Annotated in this window: 12 protein-coding genes and 1 pseudogene; 7 read left to right on the forward strand and 6 right to left on the reverse strand. The window is 62.0% G+C overall.

The genetic code is table 11. The features are described from left to right. Positions 1-31 precede the first annotated feature (31 nt). The 4 genes from ACPYOJ_RS15075 to ACPYOJ_RS15090 all read left to right on the forward strand — a co-directional run bounded on the left by ACPYOJ_RS15075 (position 32) and on the right by ACPYOJ_RS15090 (position 4,316). Positions 32-1,315 (forward strand): cysteine desulfurase-like protein, encoded by a 1,284-nt coding sequence (locus ACPYOJ_RS15075; protein ID WP_481416974.1) that lies wholly within the window; start codon positions 32-34, stop codon positions 1,313-1,315. 161 nt (positions 1,316-1,476) lie between these two features. Then, positions 1,477-2,685 (forward strand): pyridoxal phosphate-dependent aminotransferase, encoded by a 1,209-nt coding sequence (locus ACPYOJ_RS15080; protein WP_481416975.1) that lies wholly within the window; start codon positions 1,477-1,479, stop codon positions 2,683-2,685. Positions 2,686-2,765: 80 nt separating this feature from the next. After that, positions 2,766-3,563: an ABC transporter substrate-binding protein gene (locus tag ACPYOJ_RS15085; RefSeq protein ID WP_481416976.1), complete on the forward strand. Its 798-nt coding sequence runs from the start codon at positions 2,766-2,768 to the stop codon at positions 3,561-3,563. Between the two features lie 78 nt (positions 3,564-3,641). Then, positions 3,642-4,316 carry an amino acid ABC transporter permease gene (locus ACPYOJ_RS15090; RefSeq protein ID WP_481416977.1) on the forward strand — a complete coding sequence of 225 codons (675 nt, stop codon included), beginning with the start codon at positions 3,642-3,644 and terminating at the stop codon, positions 4,314-4,316. An 18-nt stretch (positions 4,317-4,334) separates the two neighbouring features. Here ACPYOJ_RS15090 and ACPYOJ_RS15095 read toward each other — a convergent pair whose 3' ends face one another. After that, complete coding sequence (locus ACPYOJ_RS15095) at positions 4,335-4,844, reverse strand: MarR family winged helix-turn-helix transcriptional regulator (RefSeq protein WP_481416978.1); 510 nt, start codon at positions 4,842-4,844, stop codon at positions 4,335-4,337. Positions 4,845-4,933: 89 nt separating this feature from the next. Further along, complete coding sequence (locus ACPYOJ_RS15100) at positions 4,934-6,505, reverse strand: phytoene desaturase family protein (RefSeq protein ID WP_481416979.1); 1,572 nt, start codon at positions 6,503-6,505, stop codon at positions 4,934-4,936. A gap of 330 nt (positions 6,506-6,835) precedes the next feature. On the opposite strand from ACPYOJ_RS15100, the gene ACPYOJ_RS15105 reads away from it, so the two are divergent. From ACPYOJ_RS15105 to ACPYOJ_RS15115, 3 genes are all read left to right on the forward strand, one after another. After that, the gene (locus ACPYOJ_RS15105; protein ID WP_481416980.1) at positions 6,836-7,621 is read left to right on the forward strand and encodes a cyclase family protein; all 786 of its coding nucleotides are present in this window, start codon (positions 6,836-6,838) and stop codon (positions 7,619-7,621) included. Between the two features lie 114 nt (positions 7,622-7,735). After that, a complete protein-coding gene (locus tag ACPYOJ_RS15110) occupies positions 7,736-9,325 on the forward strand; it encodes a phytoene desaturase family protein (RefSeq protein WP_481416981.1) in 1,590 nt (529 codons plus the stop codon). Positions 9,326-9,344: 19 nt separating this feature from the next. Further along, on the forward strand, positions 9,345-9,851 hold the full coding sequence (locus ACPYOJ_RS15115) for a MarR family winged helix-turn-helix transcriptional regulator (RefSeq protein WP_481416982.1): 507 nt from the start codon (positions 9,345-9,347) through the stop codon (positions 9,849-9,851). A 135-nt stretch (positions 9,852-9,986) separates the two neighbouring features. Here ACPYOJ_RS15115 and ACPYOJ_RS15120 read toward each other — a convergent pair whose 3' ends face one another. The 4 genes and pseudogenes from ACPYOJ_RS15120 to ACPYOJ_RS15135 form a co-directional block, all read right to left on the reverse strand. Next, the gene (locus ACPYOJ_RS15120) at positions 9,987-10,454 is read right to left on the reverse strand and encodes an MFS transporter (RefSeq protein WP_481417006.1); all 468 of its coding nucleotides are present in this window, start codon (positions 10,452-10,454) and stop codon (positions 9,987-9,989) included. A gap of 15 nt (positions 10,455-10,469) precedes the next feature. Beyond that, positions 10,470-11,341 (reverse strand): annotated as a pseudogene (locus ACPYOJ_RS15125) (MFS transporter); the annotation flags it as partial. A 73-nt stretch (positions 11,342-11,414) separates the two neighbouring features. Next, positions 11,415-12,962, reverse strand: a complete 1,548-nt coding sequence (locus ACPYOJ_RS15130) for an indolepyruvate oxidoreductase subunit beta family protein (RefSeq protein ID WP_481416983.1) — start codon at positions 12,960-12,962, stop codon at positions 11,415-11,417. An 11-nt stretch (positions 12,963-12,973) separates the two neighbouring features. Then, positions 12,974-15,127 carry a thiamine pyrophosphate-dependent enzyme gene (locus tag ACPYOJ_RS15135; RefSeq protein ID WP_481416984.1) on the reverse strand — a complete coding sequence of 718 codons (2,154 nt, stop codon included), beginning with the start codon at positions 15,125-15,127 and terminating at the stop codon, positions 12,974-12,976. Between the last annotated feature and the right edge of the window lie 98 nt (positions 15,128-15,225).

Consider the following 15,225-nt stretch of genomic DNA (forward strand, 5'->3'; position numbering starts at 1 on the left):
GTTCCATATCATCGGCATTGCAGGAGCGATTATGAGTGTATCGGTTTCCACGAAGGGCTTTACGGGCCAGAACAGCTTCCCCGTCGACGAAGTCCGCGCCATGTTCCCTGCCATACAGAAGGCGGGTGACTTCATTTTCCTCGACAATGCCGGTGGCGCGCAGGTTCCCCAGGCCGTCGTGGACGCCGTTGCGACCCATCTCGTCGACTTCAACGTCCAGCGGATGGCAAAATACCAGCACAGCCAAGGCGTGGACCGCAATCTCGATGAGGCCCGCGAAACTGTCGCGCTCCTCGTCAACGCTTCTCGCCCGGAAGAAATCTCCTTCGGCCTCAACGCGACGTCTTTCATCAGGCTCGTCAGCCTCGGTATCGCCAAGATGCTGCAGGAGCGCAACGAGATCGTCGTCACAGACATGGACCACGACGCCAATATCGCCACCTGGCTTGCGCTTGAAGCGGACGGAGCCAAGGTCGTCTGGTGGCGCATGCGCGAAGACGGCACGTTGCACGTCGAGGATCTGAAGCCGCTCCTGAACGACAAGACCCGTCTCGTCGCTTGCACGGTCACGGCGCATTCAATCGGCACCATTGTCGACGTGGAAGCCGTGGGCAAGCTCGCGCATGCCGCCGGCGCAGAGGTGTTTCTCGATTGCGTCCACTATGGTCCGCATGGCCTGATCGATGTTCAGGCATGGGATTGCGACTATCTGGTCTGCTCCGGATACAAGAATTTTTCCCCGCACATGGGTTTCCTTTGGGGACGCTACGACGCGCTCTGCAAGCTTCCGACGTTCAAGGAGGACTTCATCCCTGATGTGCCGCCCTACAAGATCGAAGTCGGGACGTTCACCTACGAGAACGTCGCAGGCATGAATGCTGCCGTGAAGTACCTCGAAGCCCTCGGTCGCCGTTTCCTGTCCGGCACCGGTCATTCGCGCCGCGAGGCGCTGGCGGCCGCGATGGGCGCGATCCGTGAGTACGAATTGACGCTGTCTCGCGAAATGATCGCCGTCCTGAAGAAGCACGGCGCCGTGATCTACGGGATCTCCGACGAAGAGCGGCTTTCCCAGCGCGTTCCGACCATTTGCTTCAACATTCCCGGCGTCACGCCGCAGCAGATCGCAGCGGATATGGGAGAGGCCGGCATCGGCTTGCGCGACGGTCATATGTTTGCGCCGCGTTTGATGAAGCGGCTTGGTCTGTCGATGGAGCACGGCGCTATTCGTGTCTCGCTCGTTCACTACAACAAGATGGAGGAAATCGCCCGCTTCGATAAAGTGCTGGGCGAGGTTCTTACAAAGCGGAAAGTCTAGCGGGAAGCCGCTGACGACAAAACCGTCTCGGGCGCCTGCGAGACCTTTGAAACTTAAAATTTCTCTTGAATTGCGCCCGAGTTCGAATAACGTTTCCCCGCCGAACGTCGATCCTTGCTTCCGAGCAGCAGGCGTTCGGCCAGAAATGTAAGGACTGATCCTTGTCTTTTTTGGCGTCACCACTTTCCGCGGAAACAGCGAAGGCCCGCCACGCCTTCGAGGGTATCCGCGCACAGATTCGCGACCTCCGAACGGAGAACATCGCAGCGCTGGCGATGCGCGCCCGCGAACTTGGGGATGTCATCCCGCTTTGGTACGGCGAAGGCGATATGGTGACGCCGGCCTTCATCCGCGAGGCTGCCAAGGCGGCGCTGGATGACGGTTTGACCTTTTACATTCCGAACATGCGTGGCCTTGAGGCGTTGAACCAGGCTCTCAGCCGATATCAGTCGGACCTGCACGGCCGACCGATTCCTGTCGAACGGACGACCGTGGCACCGAGCGGCATGCAGGCGCTCTATATTGCCCTGCAGCTTCTCGTCGATATCGGCACGAACGTCGTCTATGTCGCGCCGCAATGGCCGAACATCCACAATGCGATCCATCTGATTGGCGGCGAGCCACGCCCTGTTTCGCTCGACTTCGATACCGATTGGCGCCTCGATCTCGACAAGCTCTTTGCCGCCTGCGATGCCCGCACGCGGGCAATCTTTTTGTCGACCCCGGCCAATCCCACGGGCTGGACGGCCAGTGCGGATGAGATGCAGGCGCTCCTAGAGTTCAGCCGACGCACCGGAATCTGGATCATATCGGACGAAGTCTACGGCCGCCTCTATTTCGAGGGCAATGTCGCGCCCTCGATCCTGCAGATCGCCGACGATACCGATCGTGTAATTTCGATCAACAGCTTCTCCAAGGCCTGGGCGATGACCGGCTGGCGGATCGGCTGGCTGTCTCACCCGTCTGGCATTGCCGATCAGCTTGCGGCGATGACGCAGTATATGAACAGCGGCACGGCAGGGATGATCCAGGCTGGCGCCGTTGCCGCCCTGACCGAAGGTGAACCGCTTGTGCAGGAAATCCGTGGCAGGGCGAAGGCTGGTCTCGATCTCGCCTACGAGCGCCTTGGCCAAATCCCTGGCATGATCCTGCCCGACAAGCCGCGGGGTGGCATGTATGCGTTCTTTGCCCTTGAGGGTCGCGCCGACGCGCGCGAAGCCTGTGCGGATATTCTTGAAAAGGCCCGCGTCGGTTTGGCGCCGGGCTATCTCTTCGGCAATTCTTCCGCAGCGTTCCTGCGCATGTGCGTATTCCGCGACATCGAACAGATAAGAATTGCGCTTGATCGCATGGTCGACGCGATGAAATGACGCTCCGCCGCAGGGCGGAACGGGAAATACCGGCGCCGGCAAAACCCGGCGCAGGCCGATAAACCAGAGGGAGATAAAAAATGAGCCTGACCCGTCGAAACCTGTTGGCCCTTGCGGCCGCCATCGGCCTTGCCGGTGGAGTATCCACTGCCTATGCTGCCGATGTCCTGAACGTCGGTTCCTATCCGAGCAACCCCCCTTTCGAATACAAGAACGACAGCGGTGCCTTCGAAGGCTTTGAGGTCGATATTGTCACCGAAGCTGCCAAGCGCGTCGGCCTGAAGCCGGAAATCGCCGACTACGGCTTCCAAGCCCTCTTTGCAGGCACGACTTCGAAGCGGATCGACGTAGCGATTTCCTCGATCACCATTACGCCGGATCGCCTGAAGTCTCAGTCGTTCACGCAGCCTTACTACGACTCCGACATGGGTGTCGCCACCAAGGCTGATAGCACCATCAAGGGACTTGGCGACCTCAAGGGCAAGACGATCGGCGTGCTCTCCGGCTCGACTGGCGACAAGTGGGTCAAGGACAATGCCGCAGCCAACGGTTTTGGGGACGTCAAGGGCTACAACGCCCAGCAGGAAATGTTCCTCGATCTCGGCGCTGGCCGCGTCGATGCCGTCATCAGCGACATCCCGGGCATGGAGTACCTCTTCGTCAAGATGAAGGGCTTTACCGTCAAGGATCGCATCAAGACCGGCGAACAGTACGGCCTGATGATGTCCAAGGATCACCCGTTGCTCGAGAAGATCAACGGCGCCATCACCGAAATGAAGAAGGATGGCACGCTCGCCAAGATCCACAAGAAGTGGTTCGGCAGCGATGCACCGGCCGGTTCGTCAACAGTCACCGAACTGCCGATCCCGAAGGCATAAGCTCGCAACCGAGTTTGAATTCGTCATGCCGGCCTCTGGCCGGCGTGATGCCTTACTCTGTACTTGCAAGGAATGCTCATGTCGCTGGTCGAGACCTTCTTCAACGCCGATGTCCTGCTGTCCAGCCTGCCGGCACTCCTTCGCGGTCTGGGGAACACGCTCCTGCTCGGACTTCTGGCCATCGCCGTCGGCGTTCCCGCCGGGCTGATCGTGAGCCTAATCCGGCTTTACGCGCCAAAACCGCTGCGCCTGCTGACGACGATCTACATCGACGTCTTCCGCGCGGTTCCCGTGCTTGTGGTTCTGATCCTGATCTACTATGCGCTGCCGTTCCTCGGCATCCGCCTCTCGTCCTGGGCTTCCGCGGTTCTTGCCTTCTCGATCGTCATGGCCGCCTATTCGGCCGAAATCTTCCGCTCCGGCATCGAAAGCGTCCCGCGCGGCCAGTTCGAAGCGGCAGCCGCTCTCGGCATTCCCTTCCTGGTAACGCTGCGCAAGGTCATTCTGCCACAAGCGCTGCGCATCGTCATTCCGCCGACCACCAGCAATTGCGTTTCGATGTTCAAGGATACGTCACTCGCCTCGACGGTGGCGCTGCCGGAACTGCTCAAAGAAGCAACCGACGCGCAGGCGCTTTATGCCAACCCGACGCCGCTGATCGGCGCGGCACTGGTCTATATCATATTCCTGTGGCCGATGGTTCGGCTGGTCAGCCTGCTGGAGAAGCGCTTCCAGGCTGAAAAGACCCGCTGAACAGCCACGGCGTATCGGCTAGTCGAAGTCCGCGCCCGAAAGATGGTTGCTGACGGAAGTCTTGACAGCTCCGATCCGGGACCAGAGGGCTGCGACGTCCGCCGGGTCGAGATCGGCCATCATATCACGCACCCAGCTCTCGTGAGCGGCGGCCATGGTGGCGAAAAGGTCATCCCCCTTGGCTGTCAGCTTGGCCACGGTCACGCGGCGATCGTCATCCGGGGTCTCGCGAACGACGAGGCCATCTGCCTCAAGCCGCTCCACCAACCCGGTTACATTGCCGTTGGTCACCATCGTGCGCTTGGACAATTCGCCAAGGCGAAGCCCGCCATGCTCGCGGTAAAGCTGGGCCATCAGATCGAACTGCGGCAGGGTTGCGCCGAACTCGTTTCGCAGGCGCCGGCGAACCTCCTGCGAGATGAGTTTTGTCGTGGAAAGCATGCGCAGCCAGAGCCGAAGCTCCTGCTTTTCATGGGCTCCCTGAACGATCGTCTCCAGGTCGACGGTATCGACGTCCGCCTCTGCCATTTCACTCCGCTCGAACCGTTCTAAACAAGTCTCGATGGTCTATGCATCAATATTTGAAATGTCAAAGGAATAGCTTTCGGCAAACGCCGCTATTGCCGGGAAAGCATCTTCGCAAGCATGAAACCGGAACCGGCTCCCGTGCCGGCGCCCGGCCAAGTCGAGGCGCCGCACATATAGAGCGACTTCACCGGCGTGGCATAGCGCGAGTAGCCGGCAACCGGACGGAAGATGAAGTTCTGGTCGAGGTGATGGCTTCCCGACAAATTGTCGCCGCCGATCAGGTTCGGGTTCTCACGCTCAAGGTCTGTTGGCGAGAATATTGCACGTCCAAGCACCTTCGACCGGAGCCCCGGCGCATAGCGCTCGATAATGTCGAGGACGCGCTCGGCATAGGCTTCCTTCGCATCATCCCAATTCCGGGCGGTGATTCTTCCCGCGGCGTCGCCGTGGAATTCTGCCGGCAGAACACGCACCTGCACCCAGAGGACATGCTTGCCCTCCGGAGCGCGGGCCGGATCGATCGCGGTTGGCTGACCGACGACGAGCGCGGGCTCGGTCGGGAGCAGCCCGGCGGCGGCCTCGGCATAGACGCGCGACATCATTTCGAGGTCCGGCGCAACGTGAACATAGGCGAAGCGCTTGAGCCCCTCGCCCGCACGCCAGTCAGGCAAATCCTCGAGTGCAAGGTGGATCATCATCGTTCCCGGCCCGGCGCGGAATTGACCGACCTTGCGATCAAAGTCGGCGCTCGCCTCGTCGGCCGCAACGAGGCGACCAAACAGGATCTTGGGATGAATGTTGGCGATCACGGCCTTCTGAGCTTCCAGGGTTCGCCCGTCCGCCAGCACAACGCCGGTCGCTCGCCCCCCGGACACTCTGATGCTTTCGACCGGAGCGTTGAGGATCAACTCCCCGCCTTTTGCCTCGAGAAGACTTGTCATTGCTGTGATGATCGTGTCGGCACCGCCCTTGCCGATCACCATGCCGAACGCCTGGCTTGCCATCGATTCAAGGTATGGAAACAAGGCGCCACCGGCGACGTCGGGGGGAAAGTCGAGATGCAGCCCCCAGGCGGCCATCATCGTCTTGAGCTTCGCGTGCTTGAACCGCGCATCGAGAAAATCGCGCGGCGAGGCAAAGAGAAGCCGCAGCGTATCATAGAGCCAGCCGGTTCCCTTTTGCCGCCATGCCTTCCAGACAATCTTTGCGGCCGCCAGGGACGGCATAGGTGCCCCGAGAAGACCGAAGATATGGGGCGCGTCGGAGCCGAATTCCGTAAGCATCGCCTGCCAGGCGATAGCATCCGTCGGCGAAAGTGCCGCAATGCCCGCACTGGTCTTTTCGAGATCGGAACTGACGCCAAGGAAGGTATCGTCGCGAAACACGGTTGCAAAACAATCGGCAGCCGGCACGAAGGCAAGGCCGTGTGCCGTCAGCGCGTCCTTATGTTCGGCAAAGAAGGCCGAGCCGGCAAACATGGAGAGGTTCATGGCGGCAACATCGTGGCGGAAACCAGGAACGGTCAGCTCGCGCGTCTTGACGGCGCCGCCCGCCTCCGCCTTGGCCTCGACCACCGCAACCTTCCATCCCTTCGCCGCCAGGTGGACCGCCGCTGCAAGTCCATTGTGACCGGCGCCGACCACCACTGCATCGTAGCTCATGCTTGAACCCCTTGTTTAATGCACTTTTTTATTCGCACATGCATACATCTTCGAAGAGCCTGTTCAAGGGTTTGCGGGCCAGGATGTAAGCAGTCGCGGCGTGGCGATCTGGTCGAACGTCCTAAGATGCCTAGCCTCAGGCAGAATTGCCTTGTTCTTTGCCGCGTCTGAGCATGCACCGGGCATATCGCTTTCGCTGGCTCCAAATACTTGCAATATCATATTTCGTAACATAGGCTCCCTTCATCCAGCCGCTGCGGGCAATAGACAAGAAGCCTCAAAAGCCCTTTGCACTGTCGCGCTGGCATCTCGCCAAGGGGAACCCTGAAAATGTCTTCTACCGCTCTTTCCAACCTCGCAACCGCACTCATCTCCGGCGCCGTGAAGGTCGTCGATCTTACCGCGCCACTCGGCCCCGACACGCCGGTGCTCTACCTGCCGCCGCAGTTCGGCAAGAACACCCCTTCCGTCAAGGTGCACACCATTTCGCACTACGATCAGGACGGTCCGTTCTGGGCCTGGAACTGGCTGGAACTGGGCGAGCACACCGGCACGCATTTCGATGCGCCCTGCCACTGGGTCACTGGCAAGGACAACCCGAACAACACCACAGACACCATCCCGCCGCAGAATTTCGTGGCGCCGGTCAACGTCATCGACCGCTCCAAGGAAGCCGCGGCCGATGCCGACTATCTCCTGACTGTTGACAGCATCAAGCAGTGGGAGGCCGAGCACGGCGAGATCGAGGCTGGCACCTGGGTTCTGCTGCGCACCGACTGGTACAAGCGCAACGGCTCGACCGAAGCCTTCCTCAACGCCGACGAAAACGGGCCGCACTCGCCCGGCCCAACCGCCGAGGCGATCCAGTATTTGGTCGACAAGGGCGTCATCGGCTGGGGCCAGGAAACCATCGGCACCGACGCCGGTTCGGCCGGGGGCATGAACCCGCCCTTCCCGGCACACAACCTGATGCACAAGAATAATCGCTACGGCCTTGCCAGCCTCAGCAATCTCGACCAGTTGCCTGCCAAGGGCGCCGTGCTGATCGCTGCGCCGCTGAAGTTCGTCAAGGGCACCGGCTCGCCGGTGCGTGCGCTGGCGCTGATCGCGAAGTAATCTTGCTTGGCCGGGGCGCTGCAGCGCCCCGGCCCTTTCTTTTGGCGCGACTAGGCATGTCCCTTCAATCGCTCCCGATCTCAAGGGTTATTCGCTACTGGAACCGCACGGCCGATGAGCGACTATGACTATATTATCGTAGGCAGCGGCATCAACGCGCTGGTCGCCGCCGCCATGCTCGGCAAGAAGGGCCGCAAGGTCCTTGTCCTGGAGCGCAACGACCACGTCGGCGGGTGCCTGCGCACGGAAGAGATCACCGCGCCCGGCTTCCTCCACGACGTCATGGCGACGACCATGGTGCTGTTCCTGACTTCGCCCGCCTACGGCGCGCTCGGCAAGGATCTGGAGGCACGTGGGCTTGAGTTCGCGCATGCCGACCTGCCGACTGGCGTGCTCAGGCCGGATGGCGCGCACGTCATCTTTTCAAAGGACCGCAACCGCAACATCGCAACCTTCGAAGCCCTTTCGCCCGGAGACGGAAAGGCTTATGCGCGCGACATGGACAGGCTCGGCGTGGATGCGCCGTTCCTGTTTGCGCTGCTCGGTGGCGCGCTCTGGTCCGGGACGACGCTGAAGACCGTTGCAAAACAGGGCTGGGGCCGCGGCCTGCGCGACCTTGCGGCCTGGTTCGGCGAGGCGCTGGCGCCGGCCCGCGGCTATCTCGAAACCAACTATAAATCGGAAGACATCCATGCGCTCTGGGCGCCTTGGGTGCTGCACTGCGGCCTTGGCCCGGAGAGCGCCTACTCGGCGGAAATGCTGAAGGTCATCGGCTTTGCCATCGAACTGGCCGGCTGCCCGGTCGCCAAGCGCGGGGCCGCGTCGCTGACCGCCGCCTTCGAGCGGCTGATCGCCGATCAGGGCGGCGAGATCCGCACCGGCGCCGAGGTCGAGCGCGTCATTCCAGGCCCCGGAAATCGCGCAGGCGGTGTCCGTCTCGCGAACGGCGAGACATGGCGTGCCAGGAGCGGCGTCATCTGCTCGACGACGCCGAACCAGCTTTACGGACGTTTGACGCAAGGTTGGCCCACCCCCTTGCCTGAAACCGTCAACGAAGGCGTTGCCCGCTATCGTTACGGCAAGGGCAACATGCAGATCCACTATGCGCTTTCCGAGCCGCCGCGCTGGAAGGCCAATCCCGAGCTTGACAAGGTTGCCCTTCTGCATCTGACGCCCGGCCTCGACGGCGTGTCGCGCGCCAGCAACGAATGCGAGCGCAGCCTGCTGCCGGCCGAACCTTCCGTCTGCGTCGGACAGCCGGCCTCCTTCGATCCGAGCCGCGCGCCTGCGGGCAAATCGATCCTGTGGTTGCAGCTTCCCGAAGCGCCGCGGTTTCTCAAGGGAGATGCCGCCGGCGAAATCGAAACGCCCGCCGACGGACGCTGGAACGAGACGGTGCGCGAGCGCTACGCCGACCGCGTGGAGGCGCTGCTGTCGCGCCATATCGAGAATTTCGATAGCATCAAGATCAAGCGCCGCGCGTATTCGCCGGCCGACCTCGAGGCGATGAACATGAACCTCGTCGGCGGCGACCCGTATGGCGGCTTCTGCGGGGTCGACCAGTTTTTCCTGTGGCGCCCCTTCAAGTCTTCTGTTAACCACCGCACCCACATTTCGGGACTGTACCACATCGGCGCCTCGACCCATCCCGGCCCGGGACTTAGCGGCGGATCAGGGTTCCTTCTCGCATCCTCCCTGACATAAGGAAAACCTAGGAGAATCCATGGCGGAGCGCTTTTCGGGCACGGTACTGAGACGCAAGCAGGACGGCTACGAAACACGGCCGGCCATGGGCGAAATCGGGCTCAACCATTTCGCGCCCTACCTCATGAACCGGATCATGGCTCGCTGGAATGCCAACATGGCCGAGGAGCTCAAGCAGCATGACATCACCACCGCCAAGATGAGGGCGCTGGCGGTCTTGGCCGTGTCCACCTCCGTCACCATCAACGAACTCTCCGTCTTTGCCGTTACAGAACAGTCGACGATGAGCCGCACCCTGGATTCACTCGAAGAGCAGGGCTACATCCGCCGCCAGCCACGGCCCGAGGACATGCGCGTCCGCGACGTGTCCATCACCGAGGAAGGCCGTGCCGTCTTTGAGAAGATCTGGCCGACCATGTACGACCTCTTCCTGCAGATGTTCGATGGCGTCGACGAAAGTGAATATCGCGTGTTCATCTCGACGCTGCACAAGGTGCTACACAATATCCGCAAGCACGAGATCTGATGGCCGTCCCGCCGGCAGGCGCTGCAACCGTAACGGGCCGGATGCGGCAGCCGGCTCAAAGTGAAAACCGCGCATCTTTCGACGCGCGGCTTTCCAAATGCGCGACCTATCGGGCGAGCCGAGCTCGTTTTTCGGTCAGTCCGCCCTTTTGGCAGGAATGAGGAGCGTAGCCAGTGCCGCCACCAGTGCTACGCCCGCAAAGACATAGAAGTTCCACTGAGGCCCGACGTTGAGGCTGGCGATATAGCCGCCGAGCAACGGTCCGCTGAGCGCGCCGATACGGGCAAAGCTCAAGGCCCAGCCCGTGCCCGCCGCGCGGACGAACGGCTTCAGATGCGAGGCGAGATAGCCGGTCAGAACGAGCGATGCCGACACCGTGCCGAAACCGGCGATGGCAACAAAGGTATAGTTCAGCCAGATCGAGCTCTGGAAGGCCATGGCGGCGATACCGAAAGCCCCGGCAATGTAGGCCAGCGCGACGGTACGCCGCGGACCGAAGCGGTCAGCCCACTTTCCGAGCACGATGCCGCCGATCGCCGACGTAAAGCTGAAAACGGCCAGAAACAGCAAGGCATCACCGAGATCGTAACCGCTCTTGCGCATGATTTGCGGCAGCCACTGCGCAAGGCCGTAGACCAAGAGAAGACCGGAGAACAGCGCCACCCAGAAGCAGATGGTCATGAAGGCGTTGCGCGGCGCGAAGATCTCGCCGAGAACTTCCCGCCAGCCGGTCTTGGCACCCGGCCTCTGTACTGCCGCCGGTACTTCGACGCCCAGGCGGGCAGCAAGCTTGCGCGCGGCTTCATTGCGCTTCTGACCGACGAGGTATTCCAGGGATTCCGGCAGCATCCAGGCGAGAAGCGGCACGAAGACGAGCGGCGCGGCACCGACCAGCACGACGGCGCGCCAGCCGTGATCGGCCACCAGCTCGCGGCCGACGAGAGCAGCTGCGAGGATACCCAGCGAATAGCCGGAATACATGATGCCGTAGTTGAGGCTCTTTCGGCTCGACGGCGAGTATTCGATGGTGAGTGCGGCCGCCACCGGAATGATGCCGCCAGCCCGAGACCGGCGACGAAGCGGCTGACCGCGAACCAAGCTGGCGTCGGCGACAAGGCGGTCACCATCATGCAAGCGGCAAACAGTGTCAGGCACATCAGGAACATCGGCTTGCGGCCATAAACGTCGCTGAGAGTTGAAATGACGATCCCGCCGATCAGCATGCCGAACAGCGTGTAGCTGCCCATCGCGCCGAGCTGTAGCGGCGTCAGATTCCAGGCGGTGTCGGCCGCCAGCGACGGCAGAATGGCGCCGAGAACGCCGACGTCATACCCTTCTGCAAAGATCGCGACCCAGCAGAGCAGGACCACAAGCAGACTTTTGCCAGGAGAAATCTCTTTTGCGCCGTGGGCTTTCGCTCCTGCGCCTACCCCCTTGAGACTATCCATACAACCTCCCCCTTTGAAAAAACCGATTCCGCTCCCATGCATGAACCGGCGCCGGGCGCAGCTCACAGGCGCGACCCCGGTGGTGAAACCCGCGTGAGACCGAGGCAGAAAGGGTTCAGAGCGTCGCCACCGTCTTCAACGCACCGTCGAGCGCAATGCCGCTCTCATCGAGCAGTGCTGCCTGCCGCAACCGCCGCATCCAGGCTTCGCCGTCTTCGCGGTCGCGCAGCATCGTGAGCGCCGACATGACGCGGTCGAATTTCGACAGCCCGCGAGCATGGGTATCGGAATACCCCTTCACCAGCCGGCGATTGTTCAGCACCTCGACGGCGAGAGCGTAGTTGGTGGCGAGGAGACCGGTTGCGGCCGCGAGCCAGGCTTCGCGGTGCTCCGTCTCGCGCATGTGCCTGAGCGTGCCACGCCGCGTGCCGCGAAGCGCGGAGACGGCGTAGAGGCCGAGGAACCAGAAGAGCGTGCCGGTCTTCACGCGCCGCCCCTTGTTGACGATGCGGTCGAGCCGGTTGAACAGCGACGGCCGCTTTTCGATCCACAGGCCCCACGCCTTCGGCAGCGTACCGCAGATTTCCTCCATGCGCGGATGCATGTATTCCGTCATATAAAGGATCTGGTCCGATCTGACGCCCACTTCCTTGCGCACGCGCTCGAAACGCGAACCACGCACCTTGAGGTCGGCAACGCGGATGACGTCGTCATAGGCCATGGCAACAGCCACGTATTTCGCCGCCTGCGTGGTAAAGGCGAAACCCTTTGCCTCGCCGCCTGCCTTACGGTCGAGCGCGCGCAATACAGCAACGCGATCCAGATATTCGCCGGCATAGGCAGGATCCTGGAAATCGGTGAGCTTCTTGACGCCGGCAAAGAGCAGCGGCCTTGCCTGTTCAGGAAACTCGGCGCGAATGCGGTTGACCAGCCGGTCGAGATCCGGATGCCCCGCCGTTTCCGGCAGTGCGTCCAGACGCTTGTGCGGCGTTGCGGAGACGGAATCGTTGGGCTTGCCGGAGGCGCGTTCGAGGGCCGCGTTGAAGGCCTTCAGGCTGGCCTCGATGCCCTTGCCGCCGGCGCGGATGGTCGCCTCGAAGGCTTCCTTGCCGAAGGGCAATGCGCCGGACCCGGCGAGCGCACCGAACATCGAGGCCGAAATCACGCTGCCGTTGCTGGTCGCCAGCGTCTCCATATCGAAGGCGATGATGCGCTTGGCGGCGAAATCGGTGGCATCGGTGACGACAACAGGATTGGCCGTGCCATCGCCGGGCTTTTCCTTCTCGCCGACCGCAAACGATCTATGGGTGGAGGCGATCAACGTCGTCTTGTCCGGAGTGACGAGCCCGCGCAGCACCGAACGGCCGGCTTCCATCAGTTCGGCGGCAAGCACGATGTCGACATCACCAGGCGTCGGCATCAGCGAGAAGATCGGTGCGTGCCCGTCGCGGGCCGGCAGCATTTCCAGATAGTAGATGGTGGCGCCGGTGCGCTGAGCCACGCCGGGGACTGACGTCGTCTGCGCCATCCAACCCTGCTCTTCCGCAAGCGCCACGATCCAGTCGGCAAGCACGCCGCCGCCCTGCCCGCCCATGGCGAGGATAGCGACGGAAATCGGCTTGTCGGTTGAAAGGCGCTCGTTGAGGCTCGCTTGCTCGTTCATGGTCGCGCTCCTCAATCGGCAAAGACGATGCGGCTTGCCTGGCGGCGCGCCTGCAGCCAGCCGATGGCGCGGCTGCGCATGCGGGCAACGAAACGATCCCAGCCCGTCGGGTTATGAATGACGTCGGCGCGATAGAACGACGGACAGAGGACGGCCGCTTCCGCCACCTCACCGCAATTGCCGCAGCCGACGCATGTGTTGTCGACCGCCGCGACCGGATCGTCCTTCAGCGGATCGTCGGTATGCTTGACCGACAGCGACGGACAACCGGAAAGCCGGATACAGGCGTGATCGCCGGTACACACATCCTCGTCGACGCCGAAGCGCTCCTTGACCATGCGCTTGCCGTCCTTCACCGCCTTGGCGAATTGCGGCTTCACGCGGCGCTGCTTGTTGAGCATGCATTCCGACGAAGCGACGATGATCTTCGGGCCCGGCTCCTTCGTCGTCAGCGCCTCGCGCAGCGTGTCCCGCATCTTCGCAACGTCATAGGTACGATCAATCTGGCGCACCCAGGTCGCACCAATCCCCTTCACCGCGTTGACGATGGAATTGCTGGTCTTGCGCCGCGGGTTCAGCGCACGCGACGACATGATGTCCTGCCCGCCGGTCGCCGCGGAATAGTAATTGTCGACGACGAGGATGACGCCGTCCTGCTTGTTGAAGACGGCGTTGCCGACCGACGTCGCCAGACCATTGTGCCAGAAGCCGCCGTCGCCCATGACCGAAATGGAGCGCTTGTCCGATTCCACATTGAAGGCGGAAGCGGAAGCTGGACCGAGCCCATAGCCCATCGTCGTACCGCCGATATTAAAGGGAGGCAGGATCGAGAACAGATGACAGCCGATGTCGGCCGAAACGTGGTGTTCGCCCAGCTCCTTTTCGACCAGCTTCATGGCCGCGAAGATCGGCCGCTCCGGACAGCCGGTGCAAAAGCCCGCCGGCCGCGGCGGCACGACTTCGGCAAGCGCCTTGACCTTCGGATCGTTGAGAACAGGCGTCGGATCGGGTATCGGCGGCTGGTTGCCGAGCAGGAGGCGCTGGTGCATCTCGATAAACGTCTTAATGCCCTTGACCAGCACCGGCGCCGTATACTCGCCGCCCATCGGCAGCACGTCCTTGCCCGAGACCTTGGTCTGGATGTCGCGGCGGCGCAGGATGGTGTTGAGCGACTGCTCGATATATTCGGGCGCCCCCTCCTCGACCATCAGCACCGCCTTCTTGCCCGCGCAGAACTCGGCCACCTGGTCGTCGATCAGCGGATAGGCGACGTTCAGGACATAGAGCGGGATGGAGGAATTGCCGTAGACGTCGGCAAGGCCGAGCTGCTGTAGCGCGCGCATGACGCCATTGTACGCGCCGCCAAGCAGGATGATACCGACCTCGCCTTCCGACGGGCCGAAATATTCATTGAGCTTACGGCTCTTGATGAACTCGACGGCGGCAGGCCAGCGCTTCTCCAGCTTCTCCTTCTCGTGCAGGAAGGAGGCCGGCGGCAGAACGATGCGGTTGACGTCGCGCACCGGATTTTCGAGCGCCTGCTTCAGCGTGAATTCGGGGCGCTTGTTGTTCTTCGCCTCGAACTGCCCATGCATGTGACAGCTGCGAATGCCGACCTGCAGCATGACGGGCGTATTGGAGGCTTCCGACAGCTCGAAGCCGGTTTCCACGGCGTCCACGATCGAGGGCAGATTCGGCCGCGGATTGAGGAGCCACAGCTGCGACTTCATCGCATATGCATGGCTGCGCTCCTGCATGATCGAGGAGCCTTCGCCATAGTCCTCGCCGATGATGATGAGAGCGCCGCCCGTCACGCCGCCGGAGGAGAGGTTGGAAAGCGCATCCGAGGCGACGTTCGTTCCGGCCGTCGACTTCCAGGTGACCGCTCCGCGCAGGGGATACATCACCGAAGCGGAAAGCATGGCGGCGGCGGCCGCTTCAGACGCCGAGGTCTCAAAATGAACGCCCAGATCCTCCATCACGTCCTTGGCATCGGCAAGCACGTCCATCAAATGCGAGATGGGCGATCCCTGATAGCCGCCGACATAGGATACACCGGATTGCAGGAGGGCTTTGGTAATTGCGAGGATACCTTCGCCGCGGAAGATTTCGCCTTCCCCCCGCTTCAGATCCTCGACTTCACGCGCAAACGAGCGTTCGGCCATGGCATTCCCCTTCGTCCATGCGGACTACTTTTATATTCATTTGCAAAAGCATATTTCGGCTGACGCAACACTGTCAATCAGCAAATGCTTGCCTAGCT

The organism is Rhizobium sp. SVR5-9E, from assembly GCF_056755095.1.

What these genes read in the sequence shown, in the direction of transcription:
- ACPYOJ_RS15135 (WP_481416984.1), bottom strand. Translation starts at nt 15,127, where the DNA reads ATGGCCGAACGCTCGTTTGCGCGTGAAGTCGAGGATCTGAAGCGGGGG.
- ACPYOJ_RS15115 (WP_481416982.1), top strand. Translation starts at nt 9,345, where the DNA reads ATGGCGGAGCGCTTTTCGGGCACGGTACTGAGACGCAAGCAGGACGGC.
- ACPYOJ_RS15105 (WP_481416980.1), top strand. Translation starts at nt 6,836, where the DNA reads ATGTCTTCTACCGCTCTTTCCAACCTCGCAACCGCACTCATCTCCGGC.
- ACPYOJ_RS15110 (WP_481416981.1), top strand. Translation starts at nt 7,736, where the DNA reads ATGAGCGACTATGACTATATTATCGTAGGCAGCGGCATCAACGCGCTG.
- ACPYOJ_RS15090 (WP_481416977.1), top strand. Translation starts at nt 3,642, where the DNA reads ATGTCGCTGGTCGAGACCTTCTTCAACGCCGATGTCCTGCTGTCCAGC.
- ACPYOJ_RS15120 (WP_481417006.1), bottom strand. Translation starts at nt 10,454, where the DNA reads ATGCGCAAGAGCGGTTACGATCTCGGTGATGCCTTGCTGTTTCTGGCC.
- ACPYOJ_RS15130 (WP_481416983.1), bottom strand. Translation starts at nt 12,962, where the DNA reads ATGAACGAGCAAGCGAGCCTCAACGAGCGCCTTTCAACCGACAAGCCG.
- ACPYOJ_RS15085 (WP_481416976.1), top strand. Translation starts at nt 2,766, where the DNA reads ATGAGCCTGACCCGTCGAAACCTGTTGGCCCTTGCGGCCGCCATCGGC.
- ACPYOJ_RS15075 (WP_481416974.1), top strand. Translation starts at nt 32, where the DNA reads ATGAGTGTATCGGTTTCCACGAAGGGCTTTACGGGCCAGAACAGCTTC.
- ACPYOJ_RS15095 (WP_481416978.1), bottom strand. Translation starts at nt 4,844, where the DNA reads ATGGCAGAGGCGGACGTCGATACCGTCGACCTGGAGACGATCGTTCAG.
- ACPYOJ_RS15100 (WP_481416979.1), bottom strand. Translation starts at nt 6,505, where the DNA reads ATGAGCTACGATGCAGTGGTGGTCGGCGCCGGTCACAATGGACTTGCA.